The organism is Klebsiella sp. LTGPAF-6F, assembly GCF_001753185.1.
Classification (GTDB): domain Bacteria; phylum Pseudomonadota; class Gammaproteobacteria; order Enterobacterales; family Enterobacteriaceae; genus Klebsiella; species Klebsiella michiganensis.
In genome coordinates this window covers 5,850,277-5,865,536 of record NZ_CP017450.1, presented here as the reverse complement: position 1 = coordinate 5,865,536, position 15,260 = coordinate 5,850,277, and the positions used below count along the sequence as shown (strand labels likewise).

Below are 15,260 nucleotides of genomic sequence, written 5' to 3'. Positions count from 1 at the left end.
ACCCCGTTGCGCGTCAGCCGTTCACTTACAATTAAACAGATGGCGATGGTCGCGAGCGTGTCCATGGCGTTTGTACTGGTCTTCTGTTCTATTCTGCTGTTCCACTTTGTTCAGCAGAGTCGCTTTACCACGGCCACGCAGTTAGAAAGCATCGCGCGCTCCGTTCGCGAACCGCTGTCAGCGGCTATCCTGAAAGCCGATATCCCTGAGGCGGAAGCCATTCTGAGCCGTATTCAACCCGCAGGCATCGTCAGCCGGGCGGATGTTGTCCTGCCCAATCAGTTCCAGGCGCTGCGGATGCGCTTTATCCCCGAGCGCCCGGTACCGGTAACCATCACCCGTATGTTTGAACTGCCGGTACAGATTTCGCTGCCTATCTACTCCCTTGAACGGCCCGCTAACCCACAGCCGCTGGCCTATCTGGTGCTCCAGGCCGACTCATACCGCATGTATAAATTCGTCATGAGCGCGCTGGCGACGTTAGTGACCGCTTACTTGCTTCTGGTGCTGATGCTGACGGTGGCGATCACCTGGTGCATCAACCGTCTGATGGTACGACCGCTGCGTAAAATCGCCCGTGAGCTAAACGATGTCCCGCAGCACGAGCGTTTGGGCCATCAGCTCACGCTGCCGCGTCTCCATCATGACGATGAAATCGGCATGCTGGTGCGCAGCTACAACCGTAATCAGCAGACGCTGCTGCGCCTGCACGACGAACTCTCTTTGCAATCGACCCGTTTTCCGGTATCCGAGCTGCCGAACAAAGCCTTTCTAATGGCCATGCTGGAGCAAACCGTCGCGCGACCGCAGGCCTCGGCGCTGCTGATTATCGCCTGCGAAACGCTACAGGATACCGCTGGCGTACTGAAAGAGACGCAGCGTGAAATGCTACTGCTAACCCTGGTTGAAAAGCTGCGGGCGATTATCCCGGCGCAGATGGTGCTGGCTCAGGTGAGCGGCTACGACTTCGCGATTCTGGCCCACGGTATTGACGAACCCTGGCAGGCGGTGACGTTAAGTAAGCAAGTACTCACTGTCTTAAATGAACGTTTGCCGCTGCACGGCATCCAGCTGCGCCCCTGCGCCAGCGTCGGTATCGCGATGTTTAACGGCGAAATTAACGCCGAACAGCTCTACCGGCGGGCGTTTTCCGCCGCCGTAACCGCGCGTCGTAAAGGGAAAAACCAGATTGAGTTCTTCGATCCGCAGCAGATGGAAAAGGCGCAGCGCCGCTTAATGGAAGAGCACGATATTCTGACGGCGCTTGATAACCAGCAGTTTGCCATCTGGCTGCAGCCGCAGGTGGATACCCACAGCGGCGAGGTGTGCGGTGCGGAAGTGCTGCTGCGTCAGCGTCAGGCGGACGGCAGCTGGTCGCTGCCGGGCGATCTGATTGAGCGTATCGAAGCCTGCGGGCTGATGGTGCCGGTCGGCTACTGGGTGATGGAAGAGGCCTGCCGGCAGCTTGCCGCCTGGCAAAATCAGGGGATTATGTTGCCGCTGTCGGTCAACGTGTCGTTGCTGCAGCTGCTGCATCACGATCGCGGCGAGGAGATGCTGGCGCTGCTCGCGCGCTATCGTATCGCGCCGGGCACGCTGGTACTGGAAGTCACCGAAAGCCGTCGGATTGACGACCCGCAGGCGATTATTTCCCTGCTGCGTCCGCTGCGTGAAGCGGGCGTGCGGATTGCCCTCGATGACTTTGGTATGGGCTACGCCGGCCTGCGCCAGCTGCAGCATATTAAATCGCTGCCGGTAGACATCCTGAAAATCGATAAAGTCTTTATCGATATGCTGCCCGATGACATCAGCATGATGCCCGCGATTATCCAGCTGGCGCGGGGGTTGAATCTGCACATTGTCGCGGAGGGCGTCGAAACCGATACCCAGTATCGCTGGCTGCAGGAGGCGGGCGTCGAGACGGTGCAAGGGTATCTTTTTGGCTGCGCCATGCCGCCTGAGGTTTTTATGGCCCGTTTTTTACCCGGTGATGTTGAGGATGCAAGTTTGTAACAACATTGTTAGCTTATGCGAGTCAGTTCAAATAAATTAACAATTGCATTGCAATTTCATCACTCGTTATTTCTGAAATGTTTCATGGGTGTTATTTTTAAGCCACGGACGCAATATCCCCTCAAAGTCTGTGGTTATCTCCAAAGGACACCCTATGAAAATCTCTTTCTTTAAAAGCCTCTATGTCCAGGTTCTCTCGGCCATAGCGATCGGTATTCTGCTGGGCCATTTTTACCCGGAACTGGGTGCGCAGATGAAACCCCTCGGCGATGCCTTCGTTAAGCTGATTAAAATGATTATTGCCCCGGTTATCTTCTGTACCGTCGTGACGGGGATTGCCGGGATGGAGAGCATGAAAGCCGTCGGCCGCACCGGGGCGGTGGCGCTGCTCTACTTTGAAATCGTGAGCACAATTGCGCTGATCATCGGCCTGATCATTGTAAACGTGGTGCAGCCCGGCGCGGGAATGAACGTTGACCCGGCGACCCTCGACGCGAAGGCCGTGGCGGTTTACGCCGAACAGGCGAAAGATCAGGGCATCGTAGCGTTCCTGCTCGATATTATCCCCGGCAGCGTAATTGGCGCTTTTGCCAGCGGCAACATTCTGCAGGTGCTGATGTTTGCGGTGCTGTTTGGTTTCGCGCTGCATCGCCTCGGCAGCAAAGGCCAGCTGATTTTTAACGTTATCGAAAGCTTCTCGCAGGTGATCTTCGGCATCATCAATATGATCATGCGCCTGGCGCCGATTGGCGCGTTCGGGGCCATGGCCTTTACCATTGGGAAATACGGCGTCGGTACGCTGGTGCAGCTTGGCCAACTGATCGTCTGCTTCTACATCACCTGCATCCTGTTTGTGGTGGTAGTGCTGGGGTCGATCGCCAAAGCCACCGGCTTCAGCATCTTTAAATTTATCCGCTATATCCGCGAAGAGCTGCTGATTGTCCTGGGAACGTCTTCATCCGAGTCGGCGCTGCCGCGTATGCTCGATAAGATGGAGAAGCTGGGCTGCCGCAAGTCGGTGGTGGGGCTGGTGATCCCGACGGGGTACTCCTTTAACCTCGATGGCACCTCAATATACCTGACGATGGCGGCGGTGTTTATCGCCCAGGCGACGAACAGCCATATGGATATTTTCCATCAGATCACCCTGCTGGTGGTGCTGCTGCTCTCCTCAAAAGGCGCGGCGGGGGTGACGGGTAGCGGCTTTATCGTCCTTGCGGCGACGATTTCCGCCGTCGGGCACCTGCCGGTCGCCGGTCTGGCGCTCATTCTTGGCATCGACCGCTTTATGTCCGAGGCGCGCGCGCTGACCAACCTGGTGGGTAACGGCGTCGCGACCATCGTTGTCGCTAAATGGGTCAAAGAGCTGGACGCGAAACAGCTGGATGATGTGCTGAACAACCGTACTCCGGTAAGCAAATCGCACGAATTATCCTCATAAATCCATCTGTTAGGCCCGTTGTCCCTTGCTGGACTACGGGCTCCTGCGCATAATTAGGGGTCACTGTCGCTTGCGCGGCGGTGACCCTTATGTTTATTTCACGTCAACATGCGACATTTTCATCTCCGTGTGGTCTAACCGACGTACTTAACTCACCATATTTTTTCGGCGGCCCTCCCGTGGGCCGCTGTTGTAACCAGGATTGTTCATCAGGGGTTCACATGCAGGGCACAAAAATTCGACTCTTAACCGGTGGTTTGCTGATGATGGCGACGGTCGGTTATGTGCAGGCAGAAGCGCTCCAGCCGGACCCGGCCTGGCAACAGGGGACACTGGCGAATGGGTTTCAGTGGCAGGTTTTAGCCACCCCGCAGCGTCCCAGCGATCGTATCGAAGTTCGCCTGTCCGTGAATATTGGCTCGCTGAGCGAAAGCACTCAGCAGAGCGGCTTTAGCCACTTTATCCCGCGCCTCGCGCTGACGCAAAACGGTGGCCTCCCGACCATGCAGGCCCGTTCGCTATGGCAGCAGAGTATTGACCCGAAGCGTCCTCTGCCGCCCGCCATCGTCTCTTATGACTACAGTTTGTTTAACCTGAGCATACCGAATAACCGTAACGACCTGCTGAAAGAGGCGCTGAGCTGGCTGGCCAGCGCCAGCGGTAAAATGCCGATCTCCCCGGAAACCGTCAACCACGCGCTGCAGGGCGAAGACATGGTGGCAACCTGGCCTGCGGATACCAAAGAAGGCTGGTGGCGCTATCGGCTGAAAGGCTCCACCATGCTGGGGCACGATCCGGCGGCGCCGCTGAAGCAGCCGGTGGATATTGCTCAGCTAAAAGAGTATTACCACAAGTGGTACACGCCGGATGCCATGACCCTGATTGTGGTCGGCAACGTGGATAGCCGCAGCGTCGCGGAACAAATCAACAAAACTTTCGGCGGCCTGAAGGGCAAGCGCGAAACGCCGGTGGCGGTTCCTACGCTGTCGCCGCTGCCGACGACGCCGGTCAGCATCATGACCGATGCGGTGCGCCAGGATAAGCTGTCGCTGATGTGGGATGCGCCGTGGCAGCCGATCCGCGACTCGGTCGCGCTGCAGCGCTACTGGCGCGACGATCTTGCTCGGGAAGCGCTGTTCTGGCACGTACAGCAGAATCTGAGCAAAAGTAATATCAAGGATATCGGCCTTGGCTTTGACTGCCGCGTGCTCTACCAGCGCGCCCAGTGCGCGATCAATATCGAATCGCCGGGCGAGCGCCTGAACGCCAACTTAACGACCGTGGCGCGCGAGCTGGCGAAAGTCCGCGATCGCGGCCTGCCGCAGGAGGAGTTTGATGCCCTGATCGCGCAGAAAAACCTCGAACTGCAGAAGCTGTTTGCCACCTATGCGCGCACCGATACGTACATCCTGATTAGCCAGCGGATGCGTTCGTTGCAAAATCAGGTGGTGGATATCGCGCCCGAGCAGTATCAGAAACTGCGCCAGGAGTTTCTCAATTCGCTGACGGTCGACATGCTGAATCAGTACCTGCGTCAGCAGCTGTCGCAGGATATGGCGCTGGTGTTGCAGCAGCCGCAGGGTGAGCCGGAATACAACATGAAGGAACTGCAGGCGACGTGGGAAAAGCTGATGGCGCCCGCGCCAGCGGCCGCAGCGGCGTCGAGCGGCGCCGGTGATGTTGCGGAAGGGCGTAACGAAGCGACGGATATCCCGCCAGCGCAGTAAAGCAAAACCGGATAGCGTGGCTATCCGGTGAGGTTTATGGCTAATCTGTTTTACGTATTGCTGGGTTGGCCCGGTGATTTTCCCGGAGGCGGCGCTGGCGCGCCTTGTCCGGTCTAATGCCAGCGCCAGACAGTAGCCCGGCTACGCGCAGCGCAAACCGGGATTCTCGCAGGCGGGCGTAACGCAATCGAAAATTACTGCGGCATCGCCTCGCGCGGGATAATCGCGCCGCGATACTGGATCACCGTGCTGGCGGTCAGGTGTCCGCGTTTTGCCGCAGATTCGGCGTCGCCGCCGGTCAGGCGTACGGCCAGGTAGCCGGCGCTGAACGAATCGCCCGCCGCCGTGGTATCAACCACTTTCTCTTTCGGCAGCTTAACGGCCGGGACTTCCCGCAGCGGCTGGCCGGCAATCGCCACCAGGCAGGAGTCTGCGCCGCGCTTAACCACCACTTCTTCAACGCCGGCGGCGTGGGTGCGGGCAATCACTTCCGCAACCGGCTTCTCGCCCCACAGCGCGTCTTCGTCATCGAGGGTCAGGAACGCGATGTCGGTGCAGGCCAGCATCTGCTGATAAACCCGCTGCGTCTCCTCTTTGCTGCTCCACAGACGCGGACGATAGTTATTATCAAAGATAACCTTGCCGCCGTTCGCCCGGCATTCCCGCAGCAGGGTCAGCAGCTTCTCGCGGCTGGTCGGGCTGAGGATCGCCAGGCTGATGCCGCTAAGATACAGATAATCAAAGGTCGCCAGCTCTTCGCAGATGGCCGCAGACTGCTCGCTCTCCAGCCAGAACTTCGCCGCGGCTTCGTTGCGCCAGTAGTAAAAGGTGCGCTCGCCGCTCTCGTCGGTTTCGATGTAGTAGAGGCCCGGTAAACGGTCGGCCATGCGCTGAATCAGGTCAGTCTGAACGTTCTCGCTCTGCCAGGATTCGAGCATCTGCTGGCTGAAGGTGTCCGTGCCCAGGGCGGTAACGTAGTGCACGCCCAGCGCGCTGGCGTCGGTCTGGCGAGCGATGTAGACGGAAGTGTTTAAGGTGTCGCCGCCAAAGCCGCGATTAACCGCTGCGCCTTTCTCTGACAGCTCAATCATGCATTCGCCAATGACGGCAATTTTCTTCGACATAGTGATGACCTGAAATTAAATCAATATTAACCCTAGTGTGCGCTGGGGCGCTTTGATGGTCAATGATATTAAAACAACGTTCCATTATTTTTTTTGACCTGACGCGGATTATGTGACGAAAACCTCATTCGGCGGAGCAAATGGCGTTTCTCAACTATATTCAGGAGTGACGAGACGCAAAAGGAGTGCAGAAGGGATGAGCAGAACCCGAAAAACCGTGGCTATTATCCTGGGAACGATTGTCGTACTGATCGTTCTGTTTTTTATCGTGCTGGCGACCTTTGACTGGAACCGCCTGAAGCCGACGATCAACCAGAAAGTCTCTGCCGAGCTGAACCGCCCGTTCGCGATTCGCGGCGATCTGGGCGTCGTCTGGGAACGCCAGCCCGGCGAGAGCGGCTGGCGAAGCTGGATCCCCTGGCCGCACGTTCATGCCGAAGATATCGTCCTTGGCAACCCCCCTGATATCCCGCAGGTCACAATGGTCCACCTGCCGCGCGTTGAGGCGACTCTCGCCCCGCTGGTGCTGCTCAGCAAAACGGTCTATCTGCCGTGGATTAAGCTTGAACAGCCTGACGCGCGGCTGATCCGACTGTCGGAGAAGACCAACAACTGGACTTTCGACCTGGCTTCGGCGGGGTCGTCGGAGAAAGATGCGGCGCCTTCCAGCTGGTCTTTCCGCCTCGACAATATTCTTTTCGATCGCGGCAAGATTGCCGTTGATGACAAAGTGTCGCGCGCTGACGTGACGATCGTGGTTGATCCGCTCGGTAAGCCGCTGGCGTTCAGTGAAGTGACCGGCGAGAAGGGGAAAGGGCAGCCGCAGAAAGTGGGCGATTACGTCTTCGGCCTGCAGGCGAAAGGGAGCTACAACGGACAGCCGCTCTCCGGTAGCGGCAAAATCGGCGGCATGCTGGCGCTGCGCAGCGAAGGGACGCCGTTCCCCCTGCAGGGGGATTTTCGTTCCGGCAATACCCGGGTCGCGTTTACCGGCACGGTCAGCGATCCGCTTAACCTCGGCGGCGTCGATCTGCGGCTGAAGTTTTCCGGGGACTCGCTGGGCGATCTCTATGACCTGACCGGCGTGCTGCTGCCGGATACGCCGGCCTTTTCGACCGACGGGCATCTGCGGGCCACCTTCAAGGAGAAAAACGGTTCACGCTTCGCCTATCAGGATTTTAATGGCCGCATCGGCGAGAGCGATATCCACGGCTCGCTGACCTACACCACCGGTAAACCCCGGCCTAAGCTGGAGGGCGACCTTGAGTCCAGACAGCTAAGGCTGGCGGATCTGGGGCCGCTGATTGGCGTCGACTCCGGCGGTAAAGGCAGCCAGACCGAACGGCGCAAAGGCGAGACCTCCCCGCAGCCGGCCGGAAAAGTGTTGCCATATGACCGCTTTGAAACCGATAAGTGGCAGGTGATGGATGCCGATGTGCGCTTTAAAGGACGGCGCATTGAGCACGGCGGCACGCTCCCCATCAGCGACCTCTCCACCCACGTGATCCTCGAACGGGGCGACCTGCGCCTGCAGCCGCTGCGTCTGGGGCTGGCCAACGGCACGATTGCCGGCAGCATTCATCTTGAAGGGGATAAAAAACCGCTGCAGGGGACGGCGAACCTGCAGGCGCGCCGCCTGAAGCTGAAAGCGCTGATGCCAAACGTGGAGATGATGCAGAAAACCCTCGGCGAAATGAACGGCGATGTGCAGCTTCGCGGCACCGGCAACTCCGTCGCCGCGCTGCTGGGCAACAGTAACGGTAACCTGAAGCTGCTGATGAACGACGGTTTAATTAGCCGCAACCTGATGGAGATCCTCGGCCTGAACGTCGGTAACTTTATCATCGGGCAGATCTTTGGCGATGATGAGGTGCGGGTGAACTGCGCGGCGGCCAATATCGACGTGGTCAACGGCGTCGCCCGGCCGCAGGTGTTTGCCTTTGATACGGAAAACGCGTTGATCAACGTCACCGGTACCGCCAGCTTTGCCTCAGAGCAGCTGGACCTCACTATCGATCCGGAGAGTAAGGGCTTTCGCATTATCACCCTGCGTTCACCGCTCTACGTGCGCGGCACCTTTAAGTCGCCGAATGCGGGCGTGAAGGCGGGGCCGCTGATTGCCCGCGGCGCGGTAGCGGCAGCGCTGGCGACCCTGGTGACGCCGGCCGCCGCGCTGCTGGCGCTGATCTCACCCGCCGAAGGCGAGGCGAACCAGTGTCGGGCAATTCTGTCGCAGATGAAAAAATAGTCGGCAAGGAGACGCCCCTCGCCGGATGGCCAGGGGCGTGGAGGGAGAGTTACAGCGATTGGTGACGCGTTTCGTGAGTCAGCAGCAGCGCGATCATCGTCAGCGCCGCCATGGCGGCCAGATAGAGCCCTACCGCAGGCAGACCGTAGTTGCCCTGCAGCCAGGCGGCGATATACGGCGCCACGGACGCCCCGAGGATCGACGAGACGTTATAGGAGAACGATGCGCCGGTATAGCGAACTTCCGTCGGGAACAGCTCCGGCAGCAGCGCGCCCATGGGGCCAAAGGTCAGCCCCATCAGGCTCAGGCCAATCAGCAGGAAGGCAAAGACCAGCAGCGGGTTGCCGGAGCCGAGCAGCGGTTTAAAGGCAAACAGCGCGAAGAGGATGATCAGGGTCGTAATCACGACCATGCTCTTACGACGGCCGAATGCATCCGCCAGCAGGCCCGCCACCGGTACCATCACGCCAAAACCGATAACCGCCATCATCAGCATCCACAGCACTTCGTTACGCGGCAAGCCGAGGCCAATCGGCGCGGCGGCGGTGCTGAAGGTCATGGAGTAGACGGTCATGATGTAAAACAGCGTATAGGTCGCCAGCATGATAAAGGTGCCGAGAACGGTGACGCGCACGTGTTTGGTCAGCAGCGTGCCCAGCGGGATTTTGACCTGTTTTTTCGCGGCGGCTACCTTAGCGAACACCGGCGACTCGTGCAGCGAAACGCGGACGTACAGGCCGATAATGACCAGCACGGCGGAGAAGATAAACGGCATACGCCAGCCCCATTCCATAAACTGCTGGTCGGTCAGCAGCCAGGAGAGCAGCAGGAAGGTGCCGTTTGCGAAGAAGAAGCCGATAGGCGCGCCCAGCTGCGGAAATGAGCCATACAGCGCGCGCTTGCGCGGCGGGGCGTTTTCCGTTGCCAGCAGCGCCGCGCCGCCCCATTCGCCGCCAAGGCCGAGCCCCTGACCAAAGCGCGCCAGCGCCAGCAGCACCGGTGCCATAATGCCAATGGTTTCATAGCCGGGCAGCAGGCCGATAACCACGGTGGAGATCCCCATCGTCAGCAGCGAGGCGACGAGGGTCGCTTTACGGCCTACGCGGTCGCCGAAGTGGCCAAAGACCGCTGAACCGATAGGGCGCGCAATAAAGGCGATAGCGAAGGTCGCCAGCGATTGTAGCGTCGCGGCGGCGGGATCGCCCTGCGGGAAGAAAATGTGCGGGAATACGATAACCGCCGCGGTGGCATAGATGTAGAAGTCGAAGAACTCGATGGCGGTACCAATGAGTGAGGCGACGACGACTTTATTGCGTGAGTTAACCGGAACGGTGTCCTGCGCGTTGTCGAGTGTTGTGGCTGTGGCTTGCATAGATCTTTCTTATTTTTTGCGAACGAAAGGCCATATAGCCACAGCCTTGGGGACATTTCAATCTGTAACAAGGGGCGAGAGAGGCGAAAAAAGAAGCAAAAAGTGAATAATTTCTGTGCCAGAAAAATAACTTCTATGAAATGCTTCACAAAATTCAAATAATGGTCGATAAAACCAGGTTTAGGTTAAATAAAAGTTACATGTTGGATTTATATGCTGAAATGCCAGGTTGGGCTGAATTTTGCGTCTTTTATTCAGCCCAGTGATGGTTTAGTCGTGGGCTTTGCCCGGCATCCGGCGGTCGTCTTTATATTCGGCGGTGGCAATCCATGCGGCGCAGAACAGCGTCAGGCGGGCGAAAAAATAGAAGAAGGCCATTATCCCCAACACCGAACCGAATGCCGCCCCGGATGGGGATTTCACCAGCGCCGGTAGCGTCCAGGTCATAATGATTTTGATTATCTCAAAGCCGACGGCCGCAATCAGGGTGCCGCGAATCAGCGCCTTACGGCGAGGGCGGTGGCGCGGGAGCCGCCAGAAAATCCAGAAAAACAGCAGATAGTTGGCGAAGATGGAAATCGCGAGGCCAATCAGCCGCCACGCCGGTTTCAGCCACTCGATATAATCAAGATAAAGCGCCGAGATAATCATCTGCTGGGCCGAGCCGGCGATAGAGGTGATCGACAAGGTAATGACCAGCGCAACCAGCAGGCCGATCAGCGAGATAAAGTCGCGGAAATACTTAACCCAAATTTTCTCCTGATCCTGCGGCGTGCGTTCCCAGACGTCGCGCGACTGGGCGCGAATGGCCTCACGCAGGTTGCCCATCCAGTTAATGCCGGAGTAGAGCGCCACCAGCAGACCCACAATACCGACGGCGGTACGCTGCTGTACGGCGGTATTGATGGTATTTTTCAGCGTTGCCGCCAGCGTCGGGTCGCTAACGTTAAGCAGGATTTTATCGAAGATGTCCTGTAGCAGCGTGGGATGCGAGGCGAGAACAAAACCGGCGGCCGCAAAAGAGACCATCAGGATTGGGATCATCGATAAAAACGAGAAGTAGGTGATTGCCGCGCCAAACTGATTACCCAGCCTGTCGTTAAAGCGCTCCGCGGCGCGGATGATATGGGCGACCATATGGTTACGCTGAACTTTTTCCGCCGTTCCGGTGACGCTTTTCAGCGCCTGGTTGGCTTTTTTCGCCACGGTAGAGTCGTTTATCGCAGCCATCGCGCTTTTGTTTTTATCCGGCTGCTGGCCCGGATCCTCGGTTGGGCGTTGAGCGTCGTTTTCCGGCGTCATAAATTATTTCTTCCTTTTTTACAGCGATATTCTTCAAAAATTATATACGCAAAATCACGGATGGGGCGTATCGGGGGTATCGGGCGTCGGAATCTGCGAATCACTGAAGCGCTTTCTTGTGTTATTCCCCGGCTGCGCTGCGTTTGTATCGGCCTGGGAGAATTTGATAATGGCATGATATTGTTGGTTTTTACGCCATGCAAAGCGTCAGCCAGCACCCGGCAGGGAATATCGGCACGCTCTCAAATACAGATTTTTCATTATTCGGCCTAATCAACGTAGTTTTTCATTAAGCCGCCCAGCCACTCCATAAACAGATGTACCCGGCGCGAGAGATTACGCCGGTGCGGATAAATGAGCGACACCGGCAGCGGCTCGGCGCGGTAGTGGGGCAGAATTTCTATCAGCTCGCCGGTGCGCAGCCATTCCCGAACCCCCACCCGCGGCACCTGAATAATGCCCAGCCCCGCCAGGCACGACGCCTGATAGGTCTCGGTGCTGTTCACCGTCAAGACGCCGCCGGTTTTGATCCAGCGGACGGCGCCCTCGCTGACCACTTCGAATCCCAGCGGGCGCACCCCGAGGCTGCTTGCGTAGTGGATCAGCGCATGATCGGCGAGATCGTCCAGCGATTGCGGATAGCCGAAGCGCGTCAGGTACTGCGGGCTGGCGCAGTTGATTTGCGTTAGCTTGCCCAGCGGCCGCGCGATGAGCCCGGAATCTTTCAGCGTACCGACGCGCACCACGCAGTCAAAGCCCTCGCGAACCACGTCGACTAACCGATCGCTGCTGCTGAGCTCCAGTTCGATGCCGGGATACTTCTGCAGAAATGCCGGCAGCTGTGGAATGACCAGCTTTTTCGCTACGGCGACGGGCATATCAACCCGCAGACGCCCGCTGATGCTGGAGGGGTCAAGCTGAAACATGCCGTCCAGCTCTTCAAGATTGCTGAGCAGGTCTCTGGCGCGTTCGTAATAAACCATACCGTCCTGCGTCAGCTGTACCCGGCGGGTTGTGCGATGCAGCAGACGAACCCCAAGGTGGCTCTCCAGCGCCTGAATCTGGCGCGAGACGCTTCCTTTCGGCAGGCCAAGCGTATCCGCGGCGCGGGAAAAACTTTCCAGCTCCGCGACTCTGATGAACAGCTGCATTGCGTGAATTTTATCCATGCCGGCGGCCTATTGTTGTTTTTACTGAAACAGTAAAACGTAATTTGCCATATTTATTGTTTTTATAGCAGCTAATAAGCTCTTCAACGATGCAAACGCAACCAAGAAGGGGTTTTCTGATGACGCAACGTATCGCTTTAGTCACCGGCGGTAGCCGTGGACTGGGAAAAAACGCCGCATTGAAGCTGGCGGCAAAGGGAACCGATATTATTCTGACCTGGCACAGTAACCCGCAGGCGGCGCTGGACGTGGTGGCTGAAATTGAGCAAAAAGGCGTGAAAGCCGCGGCATTACCGCTAAACGTCGGTGATGTTGGCAGTTTCGACAGTTTTGCTCAGAAGGTAAGAGAAGTGCTTCAGCAGCGCTGGCAGCGGGAGACCTTCGACTATTTATTGAACAATGCCGGAATTGGCCTGAATATTCCCTTTGCTGAAACCAGCGAGGCGCAGTTTGATGAATTAATGAACATCCAGTTTAAGGGACCGTTTTTCCTTACCCAACGCCTGCTGCCGTTATTGCAGGACGGGGGGCGGATCCTCAACGTTTCCAGCGGACTGGCGCGTTTCGCGCTGCCGGGCTATGCGGCCTACGCCTCAATGAAAGGCGCGATGGAGGTGCTGACGCGCTACCAGGCGAAGGAGCTGGGAGAACGCGGAATTTCGGTCAATATTATTGCGCCCGGCGCGATTGAAACCGATTTTGGCGGCGGTGTGGTCAGGGATAACGCGCAGGTGAATCAGCATATTGCCGCGCAAACGGCGCTCGGAAGAGTGGGGCTGCCGGATGATATTGGCGATGCCATCGCCGCGCTGCTTAGCGATGAGTTGCGCTGGATGAACGCCCAGCGCGTAGAAGTCTCCGGTGGGATGTTCTTGTAATCCCGCGCCCCTCCATAGAGTATGGAGGGGCTAACGTATTTCATGCGCTTTCTTATTTCGTAACAGACTTTCCTCATTTCGCCATCGCCTGCGTTTCCGGCTTCGTTTAAACTAGAAAATTAGTATTATTTTATTTTTCCTTGCCCGCATAATTAAGGATTTCCTTAATTCAAATGTAATAAATATTGTGGATAAGTAATGGGGCCAATAAGCCCTGTAACTATTCATTGTTATGATATTTCGTTCATCTCCCCTATCGGTAAAATGCCCCAGGCCAAACGGCGCGTTGTTATTTATTTTGGCTGATGTTGCCCTTTCGTCGGGCATTTATTTATTGGAGCGAAACCCATGCAGGTACTCATGTTTGACAGGCAGTCGATATTTATTCATGGAATGAAAATTGGCCTCCAGCAATACATTCCAGAGATTGATATTTTTGGCACCTGTCAGGCTGAACAGCTCTGGCAGAAGCTGACGGCGCATCCTGAAGCGCTGCTCATGCTGGACGGGGATATGCACGGTGAGTTTTGCTGTTGGCTGCTGGAGGAAAAACAGCGTCGCTTTCCGCACGCTCAGGTCCTGCTGATCGTTTCTGACGATAATAAGGGCTGGCTACAGCGCGCGCTGTCTTATAATGTGCGGGCCATCGTGCAGCGCGAGGAAAGTTTGCCCACTTTCGCTCAGACTATCAATTGTCTCCGGCGGGGGCTGCCCTGCTTGCCGGACGATGGATTAATAATGGCGGAGGTGAGCGATAATAAACGGGTTCATTTGAGCCAGCGCCAGCGTGAGATTTTGCAGCTGCTGGCCGCCGGTGACTCTAATAAACAGATTAGCCGGACGTTAAATATCAGCACCGGCACGGTAAAGGCCCATCTTGAGTCGCTGTACCGTCGGCTGGACGTGAAGAATCGTACCCAGGCGGCGATGGTTTTTCATCGCGTCAGCGAAACTTAATCAGCTCTGGTTTTGAATTTTGCGCACTCTTCGCGCCGCTGTTCGCGGCCGCTGCAAATATTTTCCCATGCGCTCAGCGCGTCAGCGAACCGCTGATGGTTAAGATGGGTCAGGACGGTATCAAGCGCCGGAGACGCCGCCCCGCAGCTAAAGGCTAACGAGACCAGCGCATCATATTGCGCTTGATTAAGCGTGACCTGGAGCCTGCGCTTAAGTTCGCGCTGGCACTGCAGAAGGTCGACGATAAGCAGAGTCTCCGCGATCTCGCGCGTGAAGTGAGGGAACGATTCGTAATCATTGAGAACGTGGCCGTAGCCAATCACGCGCAGGCCGCTTTCGTCCCGATAGGGGGCGAGCGCTAACCCCTGCATTCGCTTAATAAACTCCAGCCCGTGCAGGCTTAGCGGCGGTATGGTTGGGGACATTTATCGCTTCCTCTGTTGTCGGCCTGCAGTGTAGAGGAAAAGCGCGTCGCGCCCTATTCGCCAGATGGCCCAGGCTGGTGGTAATCGCGGCGCAGCAGTCCAAACAGCCAATCGTTGTGCCAGCGACCGTTGAGCCAGTAGCAGTCGCGCAGCTCGCCCTCCTGGTGAAAACCGACCTTTTGCAGCAGATTTTTTGACGCCAGATTGCCCGCGGTGACGGTTGCCGTCAGCCGCCGGATGCCGCCGGCGGAGAAAGCGTAATCGCACAGCGCGCGCAGAGACTCATAGCCGTAACCTTTGCCCTGCGCCCGGGGAGCAAACAGAAAACCCGCTTCAGCGCTATCGGCAGCGTGATGCTGATAGCCGGTGAGGCCCAGGGGAGCGTGGGTGTAGCGGTCGCGCACTACCAGGCACAGCCAGTGGGCCGCGCCCGGCGACCACGCGGGAAGCCGGGCATCAAAAGCGTCGCGAATGTCCGCTACCGGGCGGGGATCCGCGACGTAAAGCATCACCTGGGGGTCTTGCTGTAAGCTGAGAAAAAAGGGCCAGTCGTCAAGCTGCAGCGGCGAGCAGCGCAGACGTGGGGTAACCAGTTCAGGCATAG

12 protein-coding genes are annotated in these 15,260 nt (G+C 57.5%); 6 read left to right on the top strand and 6 right to left on the bottom strand.

The window, feature by feature from the left end:
* Positions 1–6: 6 nt before the first annotated feature.
* The 3 genes from hmsP to BJF97_RS27525 all read left to right on the top strand — a co-directional run bounded on the left by hmsP (position 7) and on the right by BJF97_RS27525 (position 5,181).
* Entirely contained in the window at positions 7–2,013 is a 2,007-nt protein-coding gene (gene hmsP, locus BJF97_RS27535) for a biofilm formation regulator HmsP (RefSeq protein WP_032694193.1), read from the top strand.
* A gap of 154 nt (positions 2,014–2,167) precedes the next feature.
* Complete coding sequence (dctA, locus tag BJF97_RS27530) at positions 2,168–3,454, top strand: C4-dicarboxylate transporter DctC (RefSeq protein ID WP_014227166.1); 1,287 nt, start codon at positions 2,168–2,170, stop codon at positions 3,452–3,454.
* Positions 3,455–3,675: 221 nt separating this feature from the next.
* Positions 3,676–5,181: a M16 family metallopeptidase gene (locus BJF97_RS27525; protein ID WP_032694194.1), complete on the top strand. Its 1,506-nt coding sequence runs from the start codon at positions 3,676–3,678 to the stop codon at positions 5,179–5,181.
* 194 nt (positions 5,182–5,375) lie between these two features.
* Here the strand turns inward: BJF97_RS27525 and BJF97_RS27520 are convergent, their stop codons facing one another.
* Complete coding sequence (locus tag BJF97_RS27520) at positions 5,376–6,305, bottom strand: sugar kinase (protein ID WP_032694195.1); 930 nt, start codon at positions 6,303–6,305, stop codon at positions 5,376–5,378.
* Positions 6,306–6,501: 196 nt separating this feature from the next.
* Between BJF97_RS27520 and BJF97_RS27515 the strand changes: the two genes are divergently transcribed.
* A complete protein-coding gene (locus BJF97_RS27515) occupies positions 6,502–8,553 on the top strand; it encodes an AsmA family protein (RefSeq protein ID WP_032694196.1) in 2,052 nt (683 codons plus the stop codon).
* 49 nt (positions 8,554–8,602) lie between these two features.
* On the opposite strand, the gene BJF97_RS27510 is transcribed toward BJF97_RS27515, so the two are convergent.
* The 3 genes from BJF97_RS27510 to BJF97_RS27500 all read right to left on the bottom strand — a co-directional run bounded on the left by BJF97_RS27510 (position 8,603) and on the right by BJF97_RS27500 (position 12,396).
* Positions 8,603–9,925, bottom strand: a complete 1,323-nt coding sequence (locus BJF97_RS27510; RefSeq protein WP_004126314.1) for an MFS transporter — start codon at positions 9,923–9,925, stop codon at positions 8,603–8,605.
* Between the two features lie 270 nt (positions 9,926–10,195).
* Positions 10,196–11,227 (bottom strand): inner membrane protein YhjD, encoded by a 1,032-nt coding sequence (yhjD, locus tag BJF97_RS27505; RefSeq protein ID WP_004134249.1) that lies wholly within the window; start codon positions 11,225–11,227, stop codon positions 10,196–10,198.
* A gap of 269 nt (positions 11,228–11,496) precedes the next feature.
* Entirely contained in the window at positions 11,497–12,396 is a 900-nt protein-coding gene (locus BJF97_RS27500) for a LysR family transcriptional regulator (protein ID WP_032694198.1), read from the bottom strand.
* Between the two features lie 119 nt (positions 12,397–12,515).
* Here BJF97_RS27500 and BJF97_RS27495 point away from each other — a divergent pair, with 119 nt between their 5' ends.
* Positions 12,516–13,274 carry an SDR family NAD(P)-dependent oxidoreductase gene (locus tag BJF97_RS27495; protein ID WP_032694199.1) on the top strand — a complete coding sequence of 253 codons (759 nt, stop codon included), beginning with the start codon at positions 12,516–12,518 and terminating at the stop codon, positions 13,272–13,274.
* A gap of 348 nt (positions 13,275–13,622) precedes the next feature.
* Complete coding sequence (locus BJF97_RS27490) at positions 13,623–14,231, top strand: response regulator transcription factor (protein ID WP_032694200.1); 609 nt, start codon at positions 13,623–13,625, stop codon at positions 14,229–14,231.
* Here the strand turns inward: BJF97_RS27490 and BJF97_RS27485 are convergent.
* Positions 14,228–14,656, bottom strand: a complete 429-nt coding sequence (locus BJF97_RS27485; RefSeq protein ID WP_032694201.1) for a lysozyme — start codon at positions 14,654–14,656, stop codon at positions 14,228–14,230. The two genes, BJF97_RS27490 and BJF97_RS27485, sit on opposite strands and share 4 nt — an antisense overlap.
* Positions 14,657–14,709: 53 nt before the next feature.
* Positions 14,710–15,258, bottom strand: a complete 549-nt coding sequence (locus BJF97_RS27480; RefSeq protein WP_032694202.1) for a GNAT family N-acetyltransferase — start codon at positions 15,256–15,258, stop codon at positions 14,710–14,712.
* Between the last annotated feature and the right edge of the window lie 2 nt (positions 15,259–15,260).

What these genes read in the sequence shown, in the direction of transcription:
- yhjD (WP_004134249.1), bottom strand. Translation starts at nt 11,227, where the DNA reads ATGACGCCGGAAAACGACGCTCAACGCCCAACCGAGGATCCGGGCCAG.
- BJF97_RS27510 (WP_004126314.1), bottom strand. Translation starts at nt 9,925, where the DNA reads ATGCAAGCCACAGCCACAACACTCGACAACGCGCAGGACACCGTTCCG.
- BJF97_RS27480 (WP_032694202.1), bottom strand. Translation starts at nt 15,258, where the DNA reads ATGCCTGAACTGGTTACCCCACGTCTGCGCTGCTCGCCGCTGCAGCTT.
- BJF97_RS27485 (WP_032694201.1), bottom strand. Translation starts at nt 14,656, where the DNA reads ATGTCCCCAACCATACCGCCGCTAAGCCTGCACGGGCTGGAGTTTATT.
- dctA (WP_014227166.1), top strand. Translation starts at nt 2,168, where the DNA reads ATGAAAATCTCTTTCTTTAAAAGCCTCTATGTCCAGGTTCTCTCGGCC.
- BJF97_RS27500 (WP_032694198.1), bottom strand. Translation starts at nt 12,396, where the DNA reads ATGGATAAAATTCACGCAATGCAGCTGTTCATCAGAGTCGCGGAGCTG.
- BJF97_RS27515 (WP_032694196.1), top strand. Translation starts at nt 6,502, where the DNA reads ATGAGCAGAACCCGAAAAACCGTGGCTATTATCCTGGGAACGATTGTC.
- BJF97_RS27520 (WP_032694195.1), bottom strand. Translation starts at nt 6,305, where the DNA reads ATGTCGAAGAAAATTGCCGTCATTGGCGAATGCATGATTGAGCTGTCA.
- BJF97_RS27525 (WP_032694194.1), top strand. Translation starts at nt 3,676, where the DNA reads ATGCAGGGCACAAAAATTCGACTCTTAACCGGTGGTTTGCTGATGATG.
- BJF97_RS27495 (WP_032694199.1), top strand. Translation starts at nt 12,516, where the DNA reads ATGACGCAACGTATCGCTTTAGTCACCGGCGGTAGCCGTGGACTGGGA.
- BJF97_RS27490 (WP_032694200.1), top strand. Translation starts at nt 13,623, where the DNA reads ATGCAGGTACTCATGTTTGACAGGCAGTCGATATTTATTCATGGAATG.